Annotated in this window: 35 protein-coding genes; all 35 read left to right on the top strand. The window is 33.2% G+C overall.

What is annotated here, in order from left to right; translation table 11 throughout:
* The coding region (tuf, locus tag VK071_10100; protein ID HLR35658.1) for an elongation factor Tu at positions 1 to 126 on the top strand (126 nt) is incomplete at its 5' end.
* Between the two features lie 321 nt (positions 127 to 447).
* Entirely contained in the window at positions 448 to 771 is a 324-nt protein-coding gene (rpsJ, locus tag VK071_10095; GenBank protein ID HLR35657.1) for a 30S ribosomal protein S10, read from the top strand.
* 56 nt (positions 772 to 827) lie between these two features.
* Entirely contained in the window at positions 828 to 1,460 is a 633-nt protein-coding gene (gene rplC / locus VK071_10090) for a 50S ribosomal protein L3 (GenBank protein ID HLR35656.1), read from the top strand.
* A gap of 22 nt (positions 1,461 to 1,482) precedes the next feature.
* Positions 1,483 to 2,106 carry a 50S ribosomal protein L4 gene (rplD, locus tag VK071_10085; protein HLR35655.1) on the top strand — a complete coding sequence of 208 codons (624 nt, stop codon included), beginning with the start codon at positions 1,483 to 1,485 and terminating at the stop codon, positions 2,104 to 2,106.
* Positions 2,106 to 2,399, top strand: a complete 294-nt coding sequence (gene rplW, locus VK071_10080; GenBank protein ID HLR35654.1) for a 50S ribosomal protein L23 — start codon at positions 2,106 to 2,108, stop codon at positions 2,397 to 2,399. Before rplD ends, rplW begins: the two co-directional genes overlap by 1 nt.
* A 31-nt stretch (positions 2,400 to 2,430) precedes the next feature.
* On the top strand, positions 2,431 to 3,261 hold the full coding sequence (rplB, locus tag VK071_10075) for a 50S ribosomal protein L2 (protein ID HLR35653.1): 831 nt from the start codon (positions 2,431 to 2,433) through the stop codon (positions 3,259 to 3,261).
* 31 nt (positions 3,262 to 3,292) lie between these two features.
* Entirely contained in the window at positions 3,293 to 3,583 is a 291-nt protein-coding gene (gene rpsS / locus VK071_10070; GenBank protein ID HLR35652.1) for a 30S ribosomal protein S19, read from the top strand.
* A 21-nt stretch (positions 3,584 to 3,604) separates the two neighbouring features.
* Positions 3,605 to 3,940 (top strand): 50S ribosomal protein L22, encoded by a 336-nt coding sequence (rplV, locus tag VK071_10065; GenBank protein ID HLR35651.1) that lies wholly within the window; start codon positions 3,605 to 3,607, stop codon positions 3,938 to 3,940.
* Positions 3,941 to 3,957: 17 nt separating this feature from the next.
* Entirely contained in the window at positions 3,958 to 4,638 is a 681-nt protein-coding gene (gene rpsC, locus VK071_10060; GenBank protein ID HLR35650.1) for a 30S ribosomal protein S3, read from the top strand.
* Positions 4,639 to 4,670: 32 nt separating this feature from the next.
* Positions 4,671 to 5,114 carry a 50S ribosomal protein L16 gene (gene rplP, locus VK071_10055; protein HLR35649.1) on the top strand — a complete coding sequence of 148 codons (444 nt, stop codon included), beginning with the start codon at positions 4,671 to 4,673 and terminating at the stop codon, positions 5,112 to 5,114.
* Positions 5,104 to 5,310 carry a 50S ribosomal protein L29 gene (gene rpmC, locus VK071_10050; GenBank protein HLR35648.1) on the top strand — a complete coding sequence of 69 codons (207 nt, stop codon included), beginning with the start codon at positions 5,104 to 5,106 and terminating at the stop codon, positions 5,308 to 5,310. The genes rplP and rpmC overlap by 11 nt, the downstream gene beginning before the upstream one ends.
* A gap of 6 nt (positions 5,311 to 5,316) precedes the next feature.
* Entirely contained in the window at positions 5,317 to 5,571 is a 255-nt protein-coding gene (gene rpsQ / locus VK071_10045; GenBank protein HLR35647.1) for a 30S ribosomal protein S17, read from the top strand.
* A 28-nt stretch (positions 5,572 to 5,599) separates the two neighbouring features.
* Complete coding sequence (gene rplN / locus VK071_10040; protein HLR35646.1) at positions 5,600 to 5,968, top strand: 50S ribosomal protein L14; 369 nt, start codon at positions 5,600 to 5,602, stop codon at positions 5,966 to 5,968.
* A 14-nt stretch (positions 5,969 to 5,982) separates the two neighbouring features.
* Entirely contained in the window at positions 5,983 to 6,297 is a 315-nt protein-coding gene (rplX, locus tag VK071_10035) for a 50S ribosomal protein L24 (protein ID HLR35645.1), read from the top strand.
* 26 nt (positions 6,298 to 6,323) lie between these two features.
* A complete protein-coding gene (gene rplE, locus VK071_10030) occupies positions 6,324 to 6,866 on the top strand; it encodes a 50S ribosomal protein L5 (GenBank protein ID HLR35644.1) in 543 nt (180 codons plus the stop codon).
* A gap of 18 nt (positions 6,867 to 6,884) precedes the next feature.
* Entirely contained in the window at positions 6,885 to 7,070 is a 186-nt protein-coding gene (locus VK071_10025; GenBank protein HLR35643.1) for a type Z 30S ribosomal protein S14, read from the top strand.
* 32 nt (positions 7,071 to 7,102) lie between these two features.
* Positions 7,103 to 7,498, top strand: coding sequence for a 30S ribosomal protein S8 (gene rpsH / locus VK071_10020; protein ID HLR35642.1), 396 nt, complete (start codon positions 7,103 to 7,105; stop codon positions 7,496 to 7,498).
* A 36-nt stretch (positions 7,499 to 7,534) separates the two neighbouring features.
* The gene (gene rplF / locus VK071_10015) at positions 7,535 to 8,074 is read left to right on the top strand and encodes a 50S ribosomal protein L6 (GenBank protein ID HLR35641.1); all 540 of its coding nucleotides are present in this window, start codon (positions 7,535 to 7,537) and stop codon (positions 8,072 to 8,074) included.
* A gap of 15 nt (positions 8,075 to 8,089) precedes the next feature.
* The gene (gene rplR, locus VK071_10010; protein ID HLR35640.1) at positions 8,090 to 8,458 is read left to right on the top strand and encodes a 50S ribosomal protein L18; all 369 of its coding nucleotides are present in this window, start codon (positions 8,090 to 8,092) and stop codon (positions 8,456 to 8,458) included.
* A 15-nt stretch (positions 8,459 to 8,473) separates the two neighbouring features.
* Positions 8,474 to 8,980 (top strand): 30S ribosomal protein S5, encoded by a 507-nt coding sequence (gene rpsE, locus VK071_10005; GenBank protein ID HLR35639.1) that lies wholly within the window; start codon positions 8,474 to 8,476, stop codon positions 8,978 to 8,980.
* A gap of 12 nt (positions 8,981 to 8,992) precedes the next feature.
* A complete protein-coding gene (gene rpmD / locus VK071_10000) occupies positions 8,993 to 9,169 on the top strand; it encodes a 50S ribosomal protein L30 (GenBank protein HLR35638.1) in 177 nt (58 codons plus the stop codon).
* A 24-nt stretch (positions 9,170 to 9,193) separates the two neighbouring features.
* Positions 9,194 to 9,634, top strand: a complete 441-nt coding sequence (gene rplO, locus VK071_09995; protein HLR35637.1) for a 50S ribosomal protein L15 — start codon at positions 9,194 to 9,196, stop codon at positions 9,632 to 9,634.
* Positions 9,635 to 10,909: a preprotein translocase subunit SecY gene (gene secY / locus VK071_09990; GenBank protein ID HLR35636.1), complete on the top strand. Its 1,275-nt coding sequence runs from the start codon at positions 9,635 to 9,637 to the stop codon at positions 10,907 to 10,909. It begins immediately after the preceding gene.
* An 18-nt stretch (positions 10,910 to 10,927) separates the two neighbouring features.
* Positions 10,928 to 11,569 (top strand): adenylate kinase, encoded by a 642-nt coding sequence (locus tag VK071_09985; GenBank protein ID HLR35635.1) that lies wholly within the window; start codon positions 10,928 to 10,930, stop codon positions 11,567 to 11,569.
* A gap of 75 nt (positions 11,570 to 11,644) precedes the next feature.
* Positions 11,645 to 11,929: a KOW domain-containing RNA-binding protein gene (locus VK071_09980; protein HLR35634.1), complete on the top strand. Its 285-nt coding sequence runs from the start codon at positions 11,645 to 11,647 to the stop codon at positions 11,927 to 11,929.
* Between the two features lie 19 nt (positions 11,930 to 11,948).
* On the top strand, positions 11,949 to 12,167 hold the full coding sequence (gene infA / locus VK071_09975; protein ID HLR35633.1) for a translation initiation factor IF-1: 219 nt from the start codon (positions 11,949 to 11,951) through the stop codon (positions 12,165 to 12,167).
* Positions 12,168 to 12,185: 18 nt separating this feature from the next.
* Positions 12,186 to 12,299, top strand: coding sequence for a 50S ribosomal protein L36 (rpmJ, locus tag VK071_09970; protein HLR35632.1), 114 nt, complete (start codon positions 12,186 to 12,188; stop codon positions 12,297 to 12,299).
* Between the two features lie 50 nt (positions 12,300 to 12,349).
* Positions 12,350 to 12,718, top strand: a complete 369-nt coding sequence (rpsM, locus tag VK071_09965; GenBank protein ID HLR35631.1) for a 30S ribosomal protein S13 — start codon at positions 12,350 to 12,352, stop codon at positions 12,716 to 12,718.
* An 18-nt stretch (positions 12,719 to 12,736) separates the two neighbouring features.
* On the top strand, positions 12,737 to 13,144 hold the full coding sequence (rpsK, locus tag VK071_09960) for a 30S ribosomal protein S11 (protein HLR35630.1): 408 nt from the start codon (positions 12,737 to 12,739) through the stop codon (positions 13,142 to 13,144).
* A 27-nt stretch (positions 13,145 to 13,171) separates the two neighbouring features.
* Entirely contained in the window at positions 13,172 to 13,795 is a 624-nt protein-coding gene (gene rpsD / locus VK071_09955) for a 30S ribosomal protein S4 (GenBank protein HLR35629.1), read from the top strand.
* Between the two features lie 81 nt (positions 13,796 to 13,876).
* Positions 13,877 to 14,824: a DNA-directed RNA polymerase subunit alpha gene (locus VK071_09950; protein HLR35628.1), complete on the top strand. Its 948-nt coding sequence runs from the start codon at positions 13,877 to 13,879 to the stop codon at positions 14,822 to 14,824.
* A gap of 24 nt (positions 14,825 to 14,848) precedes the next feature.
* Positions 14,849 to 15,190, top strand: a complete 342-nt coding sequence (gene rplQ / locus VK071_09945) for a 50S ribosomal protein L17 (protein HLR35627.1) — start codon at positions 14,849 to 14,851, stop codon at positions 15,188 to 15,190.
* Between the two features lie 81 nt (positions 15,191 to 15,271).
* Complete coding sequence (locus VK071_09940; protein ID HLR35626.1) at positions 15,272 to 16,090, top strand: energy-coupling factor transporter ATPase; 819 nt, start codon at positions 15,272 to 15,274, stop codon at positions 16,088 to 16,090.
* Positions 16,087 to 16,950: an energy-coupling factor transporter ATPase gene (locus VK071_09935; GenBank protein ID HLR35625.1), complete on the top strand. Its 864-nt coding sequence runs from the start codon at positions 16,087 to 16,089 to the stop codon at positions 16,948 to 16,950. Before VK071_09940 ends, VK071_09935 begins: the two co-directional genes overlap by 4 nt.
* On the top strand, positions 16,943 to 17,749 hold an 807-nt coding region (locus tag VK071_09930), incomplete at its 3' end, for an energy-coupling factor transporter transmembrane component T (protein ID HLR35624.1). The genes VK071_09935 and VK071_09930, both read left to right, overlap by 8 nt.

Below are 17,749 nucleotides of genomic sequence, written 5' to 3'. Positions count from 1 at the left end.
GGAGATAATGCTAAGTTTACTATAGAATTAATAACACCAATAGCAATAGAAGAAGGATTAAGATTCTCTATTCGTGAAGGTGGAAGAACGGTAGGATCTGGAGTAGTTACTAAAGTACTTGCATAATTAATTATGCAAAAGTAAGACATTGAAGGAAGGGGGAACCCTTCTTTTAATGTCTATAAGCAATTTTTATAAAAAAAGCAATAATAACCCTTGAGTTTTTTGGGGTTTTACTATAAAATAAAGAGGTATGCAATTTTAATATTGCGATGAAGCAAAAGGTTGCTGATTATAGGAAATTTTTGCTGAGAATGTTCGATCAAGAATCGGGCGACTGGAATTGTCTATATATACTTAATAAAGAAATATAACACACCCGGTTAAGTGTATCGGCGATTTCAAGTCGCATGTAAGATTAAACATGCGATAAAAGGAGGGGAAAAAATGTCTGAAAAGGTTAAGGGCAAGCAAAAAATAAGAATTAGGTTGAAGGCGTATGATTATGAGCTTATTGATGTATCAGCTCAGAAAATTGTAGAAACAGCTAAAAGAACTGGTGCAACTGTATCTGGACCTATTCCACTACCAACTGAAAAGGAAGTTATTACAGTACTAAGGGCAGTGCACAAATACAAAGATTCTAGAGAGCAATTTGAACAAAGGACTCACAAAAGATTAATTGATATTTTAAATCCGAATCAAAAAACTGTTGATTCCTTAATGAAATTAAATTTACCTGCAGGAGTAGATATTGAGATTAAATTGTAATTTCTTATAATGATTACTTTAAAGTAATCCGCTGTAAGATAATAGGAGGTGTAGTTATGAAAAATATTCTAGGGAAGAAAATTGGTATGACACAAATTTTCCATGAAGACGGGACTGTTGTACCAGTGACTGTTATAGAAGCAGGACCTATGGAGGTATTGCAAAAGAAAACTGTTGAAAATGATGGTTATAATGCAATCCAAGTAGGATATGAAATAGCTAAAGAACATAGGGTGAATAAACCTTTAAAAGGTCATTATGATAAAGCGAATGTAGAATATAGAAAACATTTAAGTGAATTTAAAGTTGAAGACTTAAATGAATTTGAAATTGGTCAAGAATTAAAAGCAGATATTTTTGAAGCTGGAGATAAAGTAGATGTATCTGGTGTGTCAAAAGGAAAGGGAACGCAAGGCCCAGTTAAAAGATATGGATTAGCGAAAGGACGTACAACTCATGGTTCTAAAACCCATAGAGCTCCAGGAGCAATGGCAGGTGCAGCTTATCCAGGTAGAGTTCTTAAAGGGAAAAAGTTAGCAGGAAGAATGGGGCATGAAAAAGTTACCGTTCAAAATCTAGAAATTATTAGAGTAGATAGTGAGAAAAACTTATTACTTGTAAAAGGTGCAGTACCAGGGCCAAAAGGTGGTTTATTAAAGATAAAACAAAGTGTAAAAGTAGCAAAATAACTGCTAGAAAGGAGGATAAGGGATGGCAAAAGTTAATGTTTTAAATGTGTTAGGTGAAGAAATAGACGAAATTGAATTAAGTGATGAAGTATTTGGTGTTGATATAAATGAACGTGCAGTACATGAAGTTGTAAAAAGTCAACTGGCAAGTAGAAGACAAGGTACTCAGTCAGCTAAGACTAGGACTGAAGTCAGAGGAGGCGGAAGAAAGCCTTGGAGACAAAAAGGTACTGGTAGAGCAAGACAAGGTAGCATTAGAGCACCTCACTGGGTAGGCGGTGGAGTAACTTTTGCGCCAAAACCAAGAGACTATAGCTATAAGGTACCTAAAAAAGTTAGACGATTAGCTATGAAAAGTGCTTTGACTTCAAAGGTTACAAATAATGAAATGATTGTTTTAGATGAATTAACCTTAGAAACTCCAAAGACTAAGGAAATGGTAAAGATTTTGGAAAATGTTAATGCAGATAATAAAGCACTAATTGTAATGGATGAAAAAAATGATAATATAGTTAAATCAGCAAAAAATATTCCTAATGTGGAAACTATATTATTGGATACTTTAAATGTATATGAGATATTAAATTATGATTCCTTCATTATTACAAAAGCTGCAGTGAAAAAAGTGGAGGAGGTGTATGGATAATGCAAAACCTACACGATGTTATAATTAAGCCTATTATTACTGAAGGAAGTATGGATGCTATGGCAATGGGTAAATATACTTTTATGGTGGATAAGAGAGCTAAAAAGACTGAAATTAAAAAGGCTATAGAAAATATTTTTGATGTAGAAGTAAAGAGTATAAATACTATGAATGTTTCAGGAAAAGAAAAAAGAATGGGAGTACACGTAGGAAGAACAGCAAGCTGGAAAAAAGCAATAGTTACTTTAACTGAAGATAGCGAAGGAATAGAATTCTTTGAAGGAATGGAATAGATTAAAGTTTTAGAAGAAGGAGGGAATAATAATGGCTATAAAAAGATATAAAGCAACTTCCCCAGCGTTAAGACGTATGGCAATCTCAAGTTTTAAGGATATATCTAAGAAAAAACCTGAGAAGGCCTTAGTAGTTAAAAAGAATAAAACTGGTGGAAGAAACGCCCGTGGTATTATAACTACTCGTCATAAAGGCGGTGGAGTAAAGAGAAAATATAGAATAATAGATTTTAAAAGGAATAAAGACGGTATTTTAGGGAAAGTTGCAGCTATTGAATATGATCCAAATAGAACTGCAAATTTAGCACTTATTCATTATGTTGATGGTGAAAAAAGATATATATTAGCTCCTAATGGCTTGAAAGTAGGAGATGAAATAGAATCTGGCCCAGATGCAGATATAAAAACTGGAAATGCTTTAAAATTAAAGGATATGCCAGTAGGAACTACAATTCATAATGTAGAGTTAAAACCAGGTAAAGGTGCACAAATGGTAAGATCGGCAGGAGCAGAAGCTCAATTAATTGCTAAGGAAGGTAATTATGCTCATGTGAGATTACCGTCTGGAGAAGTTAGGCGTATAGGAGTAAATTGTCGTGCTACAGTAGGCCAAGTTGGAAATGTAGAACATGAGAATACTACTATAGGAAAAGCAGGTAAAAGTAGACATTTAGGCATAAGACCAACTGTAAGAGGTAGTGCAATGAATCCAGTTGATCACCCTCATGGTGGAGGAGAAGGAAGATCACCTATAGGTATGCCATCACCAGTAACTCCTTGGGGTAAACCTACATTGGGATATAAAACTAGAAAGAAAAAAAAGAAATCTAACAGATATATTGTTAGGGAAAGAACTAGATAAATATATTATATAGTTGAAAGGAGGTAACAGTATGGGTAGATCTGTTAAAAAAGGACCTTTTTGTGATGAGCATTTAATGAAGAAGGTAGTAACTTTAAATGAACAAGGGAAAAAGAAAGTTATTAAAACTTGGTCCCGTAGGTCAACTGTTTTTCCAGAAATGGTTGGTCATACAATTGCTGTTCATGATGGAAGAAAGCATGTTCCTATATATATAACTGAAGATATGGTAGGGCATAAATTAGGTGAGTTTGTTCCTACTAGACTATTTAGAAAACACGGTGAAAGAGCAAAATCTGAAGAAACAACTCAAATATTATAGAGCATAAAGGAGGGAATACAAGTGGAAGCTAGAGCAATTGCTAAATATGTACGTATCTCACCCCTAAAAGTCGGTTATATTTGCGATGAAATAAGAGGAAAAACTGTAGATGAAGCTATTGCAATATTAAAATTTACGCCTAAGAAGGGTGCGAAGGAATTGGAGAAAGTTCTTAATTCTGCCATTGCAAATGCTGAAAATAATTTTGGCATGGATAGAGATGACCTTTATGTGCTAGAAGCTTATGCAAATGATGGACCAACTTATAAAAGATGGAGACCTAGGGCTAGAGGAATGGCTTATCCAATATTGAAAAGGACTAGTCATATAGGAGTAGTAGTAAAAGAACTTGATTAGAAAAGGAGGGATAAATAATGGGTCAAAAGATTAATCCGCATGGCTTTAGAGTTGGTGTAATTAAAGATTGGGATTCAAAATGGTTCGCCAACAAAGAAGACTTTAGTGATTTATTAATAGAGGATTATAAAGTACGTGAATATATAAAAGATAAAATGTTCATTGCAGGTATTTCAAATATTGAAATTGAAAGAGCTGCTAATAGAATAAAGGTATCAGTTTATACTGCGAAACCAGGAATGGTTATAGGCAAAGGTGGTAAAGGTGTAGAAGGTTTAAGAAAAGAACTAGAAAAAATGACTGGGAAGAAAATAATAGTTAATGTTGAAGAGGTTAAAGTCCCAGAACTAGATGCTCAGTTAGTTGCAGAAAATATTGCAGGTCAGTTAGAAAGAAGAATTTCTTATAGAAGAGCAATGAAACAATCAATAAATAGAAGTAAAAGAGCTGGAACAAAGGGTATAAAAACTCAAGTTTCCGGTAGATTAGGTGGCGCTGATATGGCTAGAACTGAAGGCTATAGCGAAGGAACTATACCGCTACAAACATTAAGAGCTGATATTGATTATGGATTTGCAGAGGCAGATACAACTTATGGGAAAATAGGTGTAAAAGTTTGGATTTATAAAGGGGAAATTCTTCCTATTAAGAAATCTAAAGAAGAGAAGGAAACTAAAGTAGAAAAGCCTAAAAGATAGCTAATATATAGCGCAGGAAGGAGGAAGATGAAATGCTAATGCCTAAAAGAGTTAAATATCGTAGAGTTCATAGAGGTAGAATGAAAGGTAATGCAAATCGTGGTAATACATTAACATATGGTGAATATGGGTTACAAGCTTTAGAACCAGCATGGATAACATCAAATCAAATTGAAGCTGCAAGAAGGGCTATGACTAGATATGTAAAAAGAGGCGGTAATGTTTGGATAAAAATATTTCCTGACAAACCTGTAACTGCGAAAGCGGCAGAAACTCGTATGGGTTCAGGTAAAGGTGCTCCGGAATACTGGGTATCGGTAGTTAAACCTGGCAGAATATTATTTGAAATGGGTGGAGTATCTGAAGAAGTAGCTAGAGAAGCTATGAGATTAGCATCACATAAGTTACCAATAGAATGTAAATTTGTTGTTCGTGATGATATGCAGGAAAAGGGTGGTGAAGCAAATGAAAGTTAATGAAATTCGCCAAATGACTGATCAAGAGTTAGATAGTAAAATGTTAGAATTTAAAAATGAATTATTTAATTTGCGATTTCAAATGGCAACAGGTCAGTTAGAGAACCCAATGAGAATCAAAGCGGTGAGAAAAGATATAGCACGTATAAAGACTATTATGAGGGAAAGAGAACTTGGGATAAGAAGGGAGGTTTAACATTAGATGGCAAGAGGACTTCGAAAAACGAGAGTTGGGCGAGTAGTAAGTGACAAAATGGATAAGACAGTAGTAGTAGCTGTAGAAACTTTTGTAACTCATCCTTTATATAAAAAACAAATTAAAAAGACTACAAAATTTAAAGCACATGATGAAAATAATGAATGTAAAACTGGTGATAGAATAAGAATAATGGAAACTAGGCCATTAAGTAAAGATAAAAATTGGAGAGTAGTAAAAATAATAGAAAAAGCAAAATAGTCCTTAGAGCTGGAAAGGAGGTAATCGTATGATCCAAACAGAAAGTCGTCTGAAAGTTGCTGATAACTCAGGTGCAAGAGAATTATCAGTAATAAAAGTATTAGGTGGTTCAAATAGAAGGTATGCTAATATTGGTGACATTGTAGTTTGTTCTATTAAAAGTGCAACACCAGGCGGCGTTGTTAAAAAAGGTGAAATAGTAAAAGCTGTTGTAGTTAGAACAAAACATGGTGTTAGAAGAGATGACGGTAATTATATAAAGTTTGATGAAAATGCAGCTGTTATTCTTAATGATGATGAGCAGCCTGTTGGAACTCGTATATTCGGTCCTGTTACTAGGGAGTTAAGAAGAGGAAACTTTATGAGAATTATATCTTTGGCACCAGAGGTGCTTTAGAGGAGGTGTAAAGTATGCAGATTAAACGTGGAGATACTGTAGTAGTTATATCTGGAAAAAATAAAGGTAAAAAGGGTAAAGTTTTAAAAGCTTTTCCTAGTGAAAATAGGGTAATTGTTGAAGGAATTAATATGATTACTAAACACCAAAAAGCTAGTGGACCAATGCAAGAAGGTGGAATTTTTCACAAGGAAGGACCATTACATGCTTCAAAGGTGATGATATACTGCGATAAGGATGAAAAAGGTGTAAGAATAGGACATAAGGTACTAGAAAATGGAGAAAAAGTACGGGTTTGTAAGAACTGTGGAGATATTTTAGATAAATAATTTACTATTGAAAGGAGGTAGCGAATATGGCTTCCAGGTTAAAAGAAAAATATTACGAAGAAGTAGTACCTTCTCTAATGGAAAAATTTCAATATGATAGCGTAATGGAAGTACCAAAAGTAGAAAAAATAGTGTTGAATATGGGAATTGGCGAGGCAAAAGATAATCAAAAAGCATTAGATAGTGCGGTTAATGAATTAGGCTTAATTTCTGGTCAAAAACCTGTAATAAGAAAGGCAAAGAAATCTATTTCTAATTTTAAAGTTCGTGAAGGAATGAATGTAGGAGCAAAGGTAACTTTAAGGGGAGAAAGAATGTATGAATTTTTAGATAAACTTATGAATGTTGCCTTACCTAGGGTTAGGGACTTTAGAGGAGTAAACCCTACATCCTTTGACGGAAGAGGAAACTATGCATTAGGTATAAAAGAACAATTAATATTCCCCGAAATTGATTATGATATGGTGGACTCTATTAGAGGGTTAGATATAGTTATAGTGACTAGCGCAAAAAATGATGAAGAAGCAAAAACATTTTTGGAAATCATGGGAATGCCCTTTAAAAAATAGGGAAGGAGGAAAAATAATTTGGCTAAAAAATCAAAGAGAGTAGATCAACAAAGAAAACAAAAGTTTAGTACAAGGGAATATAGTAGATGTAAAATTTGTGGAAGACCTCATGGCTATATTAAGAAATACGGTGTTTGTCGTATTTGTTTTAGAGAGTTAGCTTACAAAGGTGAAATTCCTGGTGTAAGAAAAGCTAGCTGGTAATTTAGGAATGTGATGAAGGGAGGTAGCTAAATATGATGACTGATCCGATTGCAGATATGCTAACAAGAATAAGAAACGGAAATGATGCAAGACACGAAACAGTTGATATTCCGGCTTCAAATATGAAAAAACAAATAGCCCAAATACTCCTAGATGAAGGGTATATTAAAGGGTTTGATTTTATAGAAGACAATAAACAAGGGATTATAAGAATAAAATTCAAATACGCAGATAATAATCAAAAGATAATTAGTGGTATTAGGAAAATTTCTAAACCTGGTTTAAAGGTTTATGTAAATAATAATGAAATTCCAAAAGTATTAGGCGGTTTAGGTGTGGCTATTATTTCTACATCTAAAGGAGTAATGACTGATAAAGAAGCAAGAAAAGAAAAAGTAGGTGGAGAAGTAATTTGTTACATTTGGTAAAAAATTGCTTATATCAAGGGAACTGGAGGTGCAATCATGTCAAGAATAGGATTTAAACCAATAAATATCCCTAGTGGAGTAGAAGTAGAATTAGACAATAAAAATTTTATGAAGGTTAAAGGCCCTAAAGGAAGTATAGAAGGACAATTAAATCCTGAAATGGGAATAATATTAGAGGACAACGTCATAACAGTTAAGCGCCCCTCAGAAAAAAAGAACCATAAATCATTACATGGGTTAACTAGATCATTAATAAACAATATGCTAGAAGGGGTTGTAACTGGATATTCTAAGACTTTAATTATAGAAGGAACTGGATATAGAGCACAAAAGCAAGGAAATAAATTAGTGCTTAACTTAGGTTATTCTCATCCAATAGAAATGGAAGAACCTGAAGGTATTGAAATAGAGGTTCCTAAGGCAAATCAAATAACAATAAAAGGTGCTGATAAACAAAAAGTTGGAAGTTATGCAGCTGTTATTAGAGATTTGAGAAAGCCAGAACCCTATAAAGGTAAAGGTATTAAATATGAAAATGAAGTTATAAGACGTAAAGTGGGCAAAGTTGGTAAGTAGAAGGGAGTGATGGCGTTGTTTAAAAAGGTTGACAGAAATAAAAATAGGAAAAAAAGGCATGAAAGAGTTCGACAAAATGTTTCTGGAACTGGAGAAAAACCAAGACTTAATGTATATAGAAGTTTAAATAATATATATGCCCAATTAATTGATGATGATAAAGGATGTACTTTAGTTGCAGCATCTAGTCTAGATAAGGAAATAAAAGATGAGCTTGACAAAACAGGCAATAAAGAAGCTGCAAAGCTTGTTGGTGAATTAATTGGTAAAAGAGCCTTAGATAAAGGAATCGAAGAAGTAGTTTTTGATAGGGCTGGATATATATATCATGGAAGAGTAAAGGAATTAGCTGAAGGAGCTAGAGAATCCGGATTGAAATTTTAGGGAAGGAGGGAAATAATGGAACGTACTTTTGTAGATCCAAAAGGATTAGATTTGAAAGATAGAGTTGTTAGTATAAATCGTGTTGCCAAAGTAGTAAAAGGTGGTAGAAACTTTAGATTTAGTGTTCTTGTAGTAGTTGGTGATGAAAATGGTCATGTTGGAGTAGGTATGGCAAAGGCCTTAGAAATACCTGCTGCTATAAAGAAAGCTATACAAGATGCAGAAAAACATTTAATTAAGGTGCCTTTAGTAGGTACTACAATACCTCATGAGATAATAGGTGAATATGGTGCAGGAGAGGTATTGTTAAAACCATCAAAAGAAGGTGCTGGGGTAATAGCAGGAGGTCCAGTGCGTGCTGTATGTGAGTTAGCTGGTATAAGGGATATTAGGACCAAATCTTTAGGATCAAATAATCCAAGAAATGTAGTTAATGCAACTATGAATGGATTAATGAATTTAAAAAAAGTAGAAGAAGTAGCAAAATTAAGAGGAAAAACTGTAGATGAAATATTAGGATAGGAGGGGAGTAGCATGGCGATGATTAAGATAAAACTTGTTAGGAGTACCATAGGGAAAACTGAGAAGCAAAAGAAAGTCGTAGAAGCTCTCGGGTTTAAAAGGCCTGGACAAATTTTAGAAAAGAAAGATACCCCTCAAATTAGAGGTATGATAGAAAAAGTCAACCATATGGTTGAAATAGTGGATTAAGCAAGATAAAGAGGAGGTGTACCTATGAAACTACATGAATTAGGTTCTAGCCAAGATAAAAACAGGAAAAGAGTAGGTAGAGGCATGAGTTCTGGACATGGTAAAACATCTGGAAGAGGTCAAAAAGGACAAAAATCTCGTTCAGGTAAAGGTGTAAGACCTGGGTTTGAAGGTGGACAAATGCCTTTATATAGAAGAATACCAAAAAGAGGTTTTACAAATATATTCGCTAAAGAATTTGCTACGATTAATGTAGAGGATTTAAATAGATTTGAAGAAGGTACTGAAATTACACCTGAATTATTAATTAGTGAAGGACTCCTAAAAAAGGGTAAAGTGAAAGATGGAGTAAAGATTTTAGGTAATGGTAATATTGATAAAAAGCTTATAGTAAATGCCCATAAGTTCAGTAAAAGTGCCGTAGAAAAAATAGAGGCGGCAGGGGGAAAGGTGAAGGTGATTTAGGTGCTTAAGACCTTAAGGAATGCATGGAGAATTCCAGACATTAGGAAAAAAATAATCTATACTCTACTTATGTTATTAGTATTTAGATTGGGCTCTAGTGTACCAGTGCCTGGAATGGATAAGCAAAAAATAGCGGAAATGTTTGAAAGAGCCTCTGGTGGAATATTAGATTTTCTTGACTTAATGTCTGGGGGAACTTTCAGTAACTTTAGTATATTTGCTTTAAACATATATCCTTATGTAACAGCATCAATTATTATTCAACTATTAACCATAGCAATACCACGATTAGAAGAGTTGGCAAAAGAAGGCGAGGAAGGTAGAAAGAAAATAACCCAAATAACCCGTTATACGACTATAGGTTTAGCCTTAATTCAAGCTATAGGTATAACTATTGGATTCTTCGACCAAGCCATAATAGATAGAAGCTTTTGGCCAATTACTACCGTAGTTATAACACTTACAGCAGGAACTGCTTTTCTGATGTGGCTAGGGGAACAAATTACTGAAAAGGGAATAGGCAATGGAATATCTCTTATAATATTTGTTGGTATAATATCAAGAATACCTAGTGAAATAGTTAAAACTATATCATTATATAAAGTTGGAGAAATAAAAATAATTGGAATTATTTTATTCCTATTATTTGCTCTTTTAATAATAGCAATAGTAATTGCGTTGCAAGAAGGGGAAAGAAGAGTACCCGTTCAATATGCGAAAAGAGTAGTTGGAAGAAAAATGTATGGTGGTCAAAGTACACATATTCCTATAAAAGTGTCAATGGCAGGAGTTATTCCAGTAATATTTGCATCATCTTTACTGGCTTTTCCACAGACAATAGCTTTATTTTTTAAAGGTGAACCGTCTGCTTGGGTAACTAAATACTTGACACCACAAGGAACCGTAGGTGCATGGATTTATACCATACTTAATATTCTTTTAATTGTATTCTTCACTTACTTCTATACAGCAATACAATTTAATACAGTTGAATATGCTAAAAATTTGCAGCAACAAGGTGGTTTCATTCCAGGGATTAGACCAGGAAAGCCTACATCTGAGTACTTGAATAAAGTAATATCTAGATTAACATTTGTTGGTGCTATTGCATTAGCGGCAATTGCTTCATTACCAATTGTTTTATCTAAAATATTTAAGCTAAATATTAACTTTGGTGGAACAGCTATAATCATAGTTGTTGGAGTTGCCCTAGAAACTGTAAAACAAATTGAAGCTCAAATGATGATGAGACACTACAAAGGGTTCTTAGATTAAAGTTAGGAGATGATTCTTGTGAGATTAGTTCTATTAGGTCCCCCAGGTGCTGGTAAAGGTACTCAAGCATCTGTAATTACAGAAAGATATGAAATTCCTCATATTTCAACTGGAGACATATTAAGATCCAATATTAAACAAGGGACAGAACTTGGAAAAAAAGCAAATGAATATATGGATAAAGGATTATTGGTTCCAGATGATCTGGTAGTATCTTTAGTGAAAAAAAGACTTCTAGAAGATGACTGTAAAGATGGATTTTTACTAGATGGCTTCCCAAGAACAGTTAAACAGGCTGATATATTAGATGAAGAGTTAACAAATATGCAACTTAAATTGGACAAAGTAATTAATATAGATGTAGATGAAGATGTATTAATAGACAGAGCTGTTGGAAGAAGAGTATGTAAAAAATGTGGTGCAACTTATCATATAAAATATAATATTCCAAAAGAAGAGAATAAATGTGATATTTGTGGGAATAATCTTTTTCAAAGAGATGATGATAAGAAAGAAACAGTTGCCGAACGGATAAAGGTTTATACTAAAAATACTAAACCTTTGATTGATTATTATGAGGAGAAAAATTTAATATTAAATGTAAACGGGAATCAATCTATAGAAAAAGTTTCTGCAGAAGTGATAAAAGGTTTAAGTTAAATTAAGGAAGGCAAATGTCTTTCTTCATTTCCCTAGACTGCTCCCGTAAAAAACACCAATAAAGAGGTGAATTTAATGGAATTTACCAATGACATAACTATTGGTCAATTAGTTAAGTCAAGAGCTGGTCGTGATAAGGGTAATATATTTATAGTTATGGACATAATTGATGATAAACATATATTGATAGTTGATGGCGATTTGCGAAAATTAGATAAGCCTAAAAAGAAAAAAGTTAAACACTTAATTATTTATAATACCGTAATAACTGATTTTAAGAAAAAAACAGATGAAGGTATAAAGATAAACAATGGCTATATACGGAAATTGTTAGAACCTTTCAATAAAAATACCTTTTAAGAGGAGGTTCGATAATTTAATGTCTAAAAAAGATATAATTGAGGTAGAAGGTGTTGTTCTGGAAGCTCTACCAAATGCTATATTTAAGGTGGAATTAGAGAATGGGCATGAAGTTCTTGCTCATATATCTGGAAAGTTAAGAATGAATTATATAAAAATACTTCCTGGGGACAAAGTAACATTAGAACTATCACCTTATGATTTGACTAGAGGCAGAATAACTTGGAGAAAAAAGTAGTAGCATGGAGGGATAATTATGAAGGTGAGACCATCAGTAAAGAAAATATGCGAAAAGTGTAAGGTCATAAGAAGAAAAGGCAAAGTGATGGTAATTTGTGAAAACCCAAAACATAAACAAAGACAAGGATAACTATAAAAGACAGATATAAACTGAATGTACTATAGGAGGTGTAAGAACTAATGGCTAGAATTTCAGGTGTTGACTTACCTAGAAATAAAAGAGTAGAAGTTGGGCTAACTTATATATACGGTATAGGTAGATCAAGGTCTAATGAGATATTGAAGAAGGCTGGAGTAGATCCAGATACTAAAATAAAGGATTTAACAGAATCAGAATTATCAACTTTAAGATCGATTATTGACGAATATCCTGTAGAAGGAGATTTAAGAAGAGAAGTTTCTCTTAACTTAAAGAGATTAAAAGAAATTAATTGTTATAGAGGAGTAAGACATAAAAGAGGCTTACCAGTTAGGGGTCAAAGAACAAAGACCAATGCTAGGACTAGAAAAGGCCCAAAAACAGCAGCAGGTAAGAAGAGCAGAAAGTAGAAAAGGAGGGATATTATTATGGCGAAAAAAAATGCTAAAGGCCGTGGAACTACTCGTGTAAGAAGAAGAGAACGTAAGAATATAGAGAGAGGTCAAGCTTATGTAAACTCTACTTTTAATAATACTATGGTAACATTGACTGATACCCAAGGGAATGTATTATCCTGGGCAAGTGCTGGACAATTAGGATTTAGAGGCTCAAGAAAATCCACTCCTTTTGCAGCACAACAAGCAGCAGAAGAAGCAGCAAAAAAAGCAATGGAACATGGATTGCAAACTGTAGAAGTTTATGTAAAAGGACCTGGTGCTGGAAGAGAAGCAGCAATTAGATCCCTTCAAGCAACAGGTTTAGAAGTGAGTTTAATTAAAGATGAAACTCCAATACCACATAATGGATGTAGACCACCAAAGCGTAGAAGAGTTTAATATAGAATATATAGGAGGTGTTAATTTATGGCGAGATATACAGGTCCCGTATGTAGATTATGTCGTAGAGAAGGTCAAAAGTTATACCTTAAAGGTGATAAATGTTATACAGATAAATGTCCAGTGTCAAAAAGAAATTATGCACCAGGACAACATGGAAATTCAAGAAGAAAACTTACTGAATATGGATTACAGTTAAGAGAAAAACAAAAAGTTCGTAGAGTTTATGGAATACAAGAAAGTAAAATGAGACAATATTTTATAATGGCTGATAGAATGAAAGGAATTACAGGTGAAAACCTATTAAGATTATTAGAACTTAGATTAGATAATGTTATTTATAGAATGGGCTTTGCAAGTTCAAGGGCAGAGGCTAGACAATTTGTTACTCATGGCCATTTGAGGGTAAATGGTAAAAAAGTTGATGTTCCTTCTTATATAACAAAAGCAGGTGACGTTATAGAAGTGAAGGAAAAGAGTAAAAATAGTCCTAAGTTTAAGGAAATGGTAGAAAACCATGGAGGAACTACTGCTACCTGGTTAGAAGTAAATCCTAATGAATTAAAGGGTAAAATTGTAACTGAACCAACTAGAGAAGATATTGATATTCCAATAGAAGAACATTTAATCGTTGAGTTGTACTCTAAGTAGATTATATATTGCTTATTAATGGTGAATCATTTGCCCTCATCAGTAGAAAATATATAAGTAATCAAGGAGGGTTATTATTAAATGATAGAGATTGAAAAACCGAGAATTGAAGTTTTAGAATTAAGCGAAAATAACACTTATGGAAAATTTATGGTGGAACCCTTAGAACGAGGTTATGGAACAACACTAGGCAATTGTTTAAGAAGAGTATTACTATCTTCTTTACCTGGTGCAGCAGTATCCTCTGTAAAAATTCAAGGGGTTTTACATGAGTTCTCTACAGTTCCTGGCATACTAGAAGATGTGCCAGAAATTATCTTAAACCTAAAAGAGATTTCTGCTAGAATTTATTCAGATGAACCAGTAATATTGAGAATAGAAGCTGAAGGTCCAACAGAGGTAAAAGCAGGTGATATCATTACTGGACCAGATGTGGAGATACTGAATGAAGATTTGCATATAGCTACTATTAATGAAGAGGGATCCTTATATATAGAAATGGAAATGAACAAAGGTAGAGGCTATGTAACTGCAGAAAGAAATAAAAAAGAAGAACAACCAATTGGGGTAATCCCAATAGATTCTATCTTTACTCCTGTTGAAAAAGTTAATTTTTATGTTGATAATACAAGAGTAGGTCAAAGAACTGATTATGATAGATTAGTTTTAGAAGTGTGGACAAATGGTACTATGACACCGGATGAAGCCACTTCTTTAGGTTCTAAAATCTTGACAGAACATCTAAACCTGTTTATTGGTTTAACAGATCATGTGGAAGATGTAGAAATAATGGTAGAAAAAGAAGAAGATAAAAAAGAAAAAGTATTAGAGATGGCTGTAGAAGAGTTAGACTTGTCTGTTAGAAGCTACAATTGTCTAAAAAGAGCAGGAATAGATACAGTAGAAGAATTAATACAAAGAACAGAAGAAGATATGATGAAGGTTCGAAACTTAGGTAAGAAATCCCTTGAAGAAGTACAAAGTAAATTGGCTGAATTAGATTTAAGTTTAAAGAAAAATGATGAGTAACAATGGGCAAAGGAGGGATAATGTATGACACAATTAAGAAAACTTGGTCGTCGCACTGATCACAGGAAAGCAATGTTAAGAAACCAAGTAACTAGTCTCTTAGAACATGGTAAAATAGAAACTACTGTTACGAAGGCAAAAGAAACAAAGAGAATGACAGACAAAATGATTACCCTTGCAAAACGAGGAGATGTTCATGCTAGACGTCAAGTTTTAGCTTATTTATATAATGAAGATGTAGTAAAGAAATTATTTGATGAAATTGCACCTAACTATGAAGATAGAAATGGTGGTTATACAAGGATAATGAGAATAGGCCCTCGTAGAGGAGACGGAGCAGAATTAGCTATTATTGAATTAGTATAGAAGAAAGTGAGGGATTAAGTTCTAAGACTTAGTCCCTTTTATAATTATAAAAATAATGAGGGATGATAAATGGTCAAAGAAATGATAAAAATGGACAAAGTAACCTTTAGATACAAATCTTTTGGTGAAGATGAACTTTTGGCTGTAGATAATGTCTCTCTATCTATTAAGGAAGGGGAATTTATTGCAATACTAGGACATAATGGCTCTGGGAAGTCTACTATTGCAAAACTAATGAATGGGCTCCTTATACCTGCAGAAGGGAAAGTTTATGTAGACAATATGGACACAGAAGAAGAGGATAAAATTTGGGATATTAGGCAGAAGGCTGGAATGATTTTTCAAAATCCAGATAATCAGATAGTGGCAACAATTGTAGAGGAAGATGTAGCTTTTGGTCCAGAAAACCAAGGTATTCCCCCGAAGGAAATAAGAAAAAGAGTAGATGAAGCCTTAGAAATTGTAGAAATGAATAGTTATAAAAAACATGCCCCACATTTATTATCTGGTGGACAAAAACAAAGAGTGGCAATTGCTGGTATATTAGCTATGGAGCCAGATTGTATAATATTTGATGAACCAACAGCTATGTTAGACCCTGTTGGTAGAAAAGAAGTTATGAAGACTATTAAAAAACTTAATAAAGAAGAAAATAAAACTATAGTTCATATAACCCATTATATGGACGAGGCTGTAGAGGCTGATAGAATATTAGTTATGGAAAAAGGCCAAATTATTTTAGAAGGAACTCCTAAAGAAATATTTAGCCAAGTAGAAAAGGTAAAAGAATTAGGACTAGATGTACCCCAAGTTACTGAATTAGCCTATGAATTAAGAAAAGAAGGTATAGATGTGCCAAAAGATATATTGACAATTGATGAATTGGTGATGGCATTATGACAATTAAAACGAAAGATTTAAATTATATATACAATCCAGGAACTCCCTTTGAAGTAAAAGCTTTAGATAATATTAATTTAGAAATTGGAAAAGGAGAGTTCATAGGACTTATTGGTCATACAGGCTCAGGTAAATCTACCCTTGTACAACATTTAAATGGACTTATAAAACCTACTAAAGGAAGGATAATTATAGGAGATAGTGATATAACATCAAAAGATGCGAATTTAAAAGAAATAAGACAAAAAGTTGGATTAGTATTTCAATATCCAGAACATCAATTATTTGAAGAAACAGTATATGAAGATATAGCATTTGGGCCTAAAAATTTAGGTTTATACAAAGATGAAGTTGAAGCTAGAGTAAGGGATGCCATGAGCTTTACGGGATTAGATTTTGAAAGATTGAAAGATCGTTCCCCTTTTGAACTAAGTGGTGGTCAGAAAAGAAGAGTAGCTATAGCAGGAGTCTTGGCCATGAAACCGGAAGTCTTAATATTAGATGAGCCTACTGCAGGTTTGGATCCAAGAGGAAGAGATGAAATATTAGAAGAAATTCAAAAAGTATATGAAAAAGAGGGAACAACTATAATTTTAGTATCTCACAGTATGGAAGATATTGCAAAATTAGTAAATCGTATTATTGTAATGGACAAGGGAAAAATAAAAATGGATGGAGAACCAAGAAAAATTTTTAAATCTTCAGAGGAATTGGAGTCTATAGGTTTAGATATACCTCAAGTAACTCAATTTATGAAAAAGTATAAAAATAAGGGGAATTTAATAAGAGATGATATCTTAACCGTAAAGGAAGCAAAAGAGGAGTTATTAAAGTATCTAAGGAGAAATGCCAATGATTAAAGATATTACTATAGGTCAATACTTCCCAGGTGATACAATAGTTCATAGGTTAGATCCTAGGGTAAAAATTATAATAATATTTATGTTTATAATTTCACTTTTTTTTATTAAGAATTTTTATCCTTATATTTTAATATTATTTTTCCTAATACTTTCAATTAAAATGTCTAAGGTACCTATTAACTATGTACTAAAGGGTTTAAAGCCTTTAATGGTTATAATAACTATTACCTTTTTAATAAATGTATTTATGACTAAAGGAGTTGTTCTATTTCAATTAGGGCCTTTAACTATAACAGAAGAAGGTTTATCCCATGGAATATTTATGGCACTAAGATTGATTTTCTTAGTAACTGGCACTTCTTTATTAACTTTAACTACATCGCCAATATTGTTAACAGATGGTATTGAAAAGTTACTATCACCTTTTAAAGCAATAGGTTTACCAGCCCATGAATTAGCTATGATGATGACTATAGCTTTAAGGTTTATTCCTACATTGTTAGAAGAAACAGATAAAATTATGAAAGCACAAATGGCAAGAGGAGCAGATTTTGAAAGTGGGAATATTATTAACAGAGCTAAAAATTTAGTACCGTTGTTAGTTCCTCTATTCGTTAACTCCTTTAGAAGAGCAGATGAATTAGCTATGGCGATGGAAGCAAGATGTTATAGGGGAGGAGACAATAGAACAAGACTTAATGAGTTAAAAATGGTTAGAAAAGATTATATTGCATTAGTAATAAGTGGGGCATTTTTTCTTTTTATAGCTATTGGCAGTAAAAAACTTCTATTTGGA

Source organism: Tissierellales bacterium (assembly GCA_035301805.1).
Lineage (GTDB): Bacteria > Bacillota > Clostridia > Tissierellales > DATGTQ01 > DATGTQ01.
This window is presented reverse-complemented; position numbering and strand designations above follow the sequence as displayed.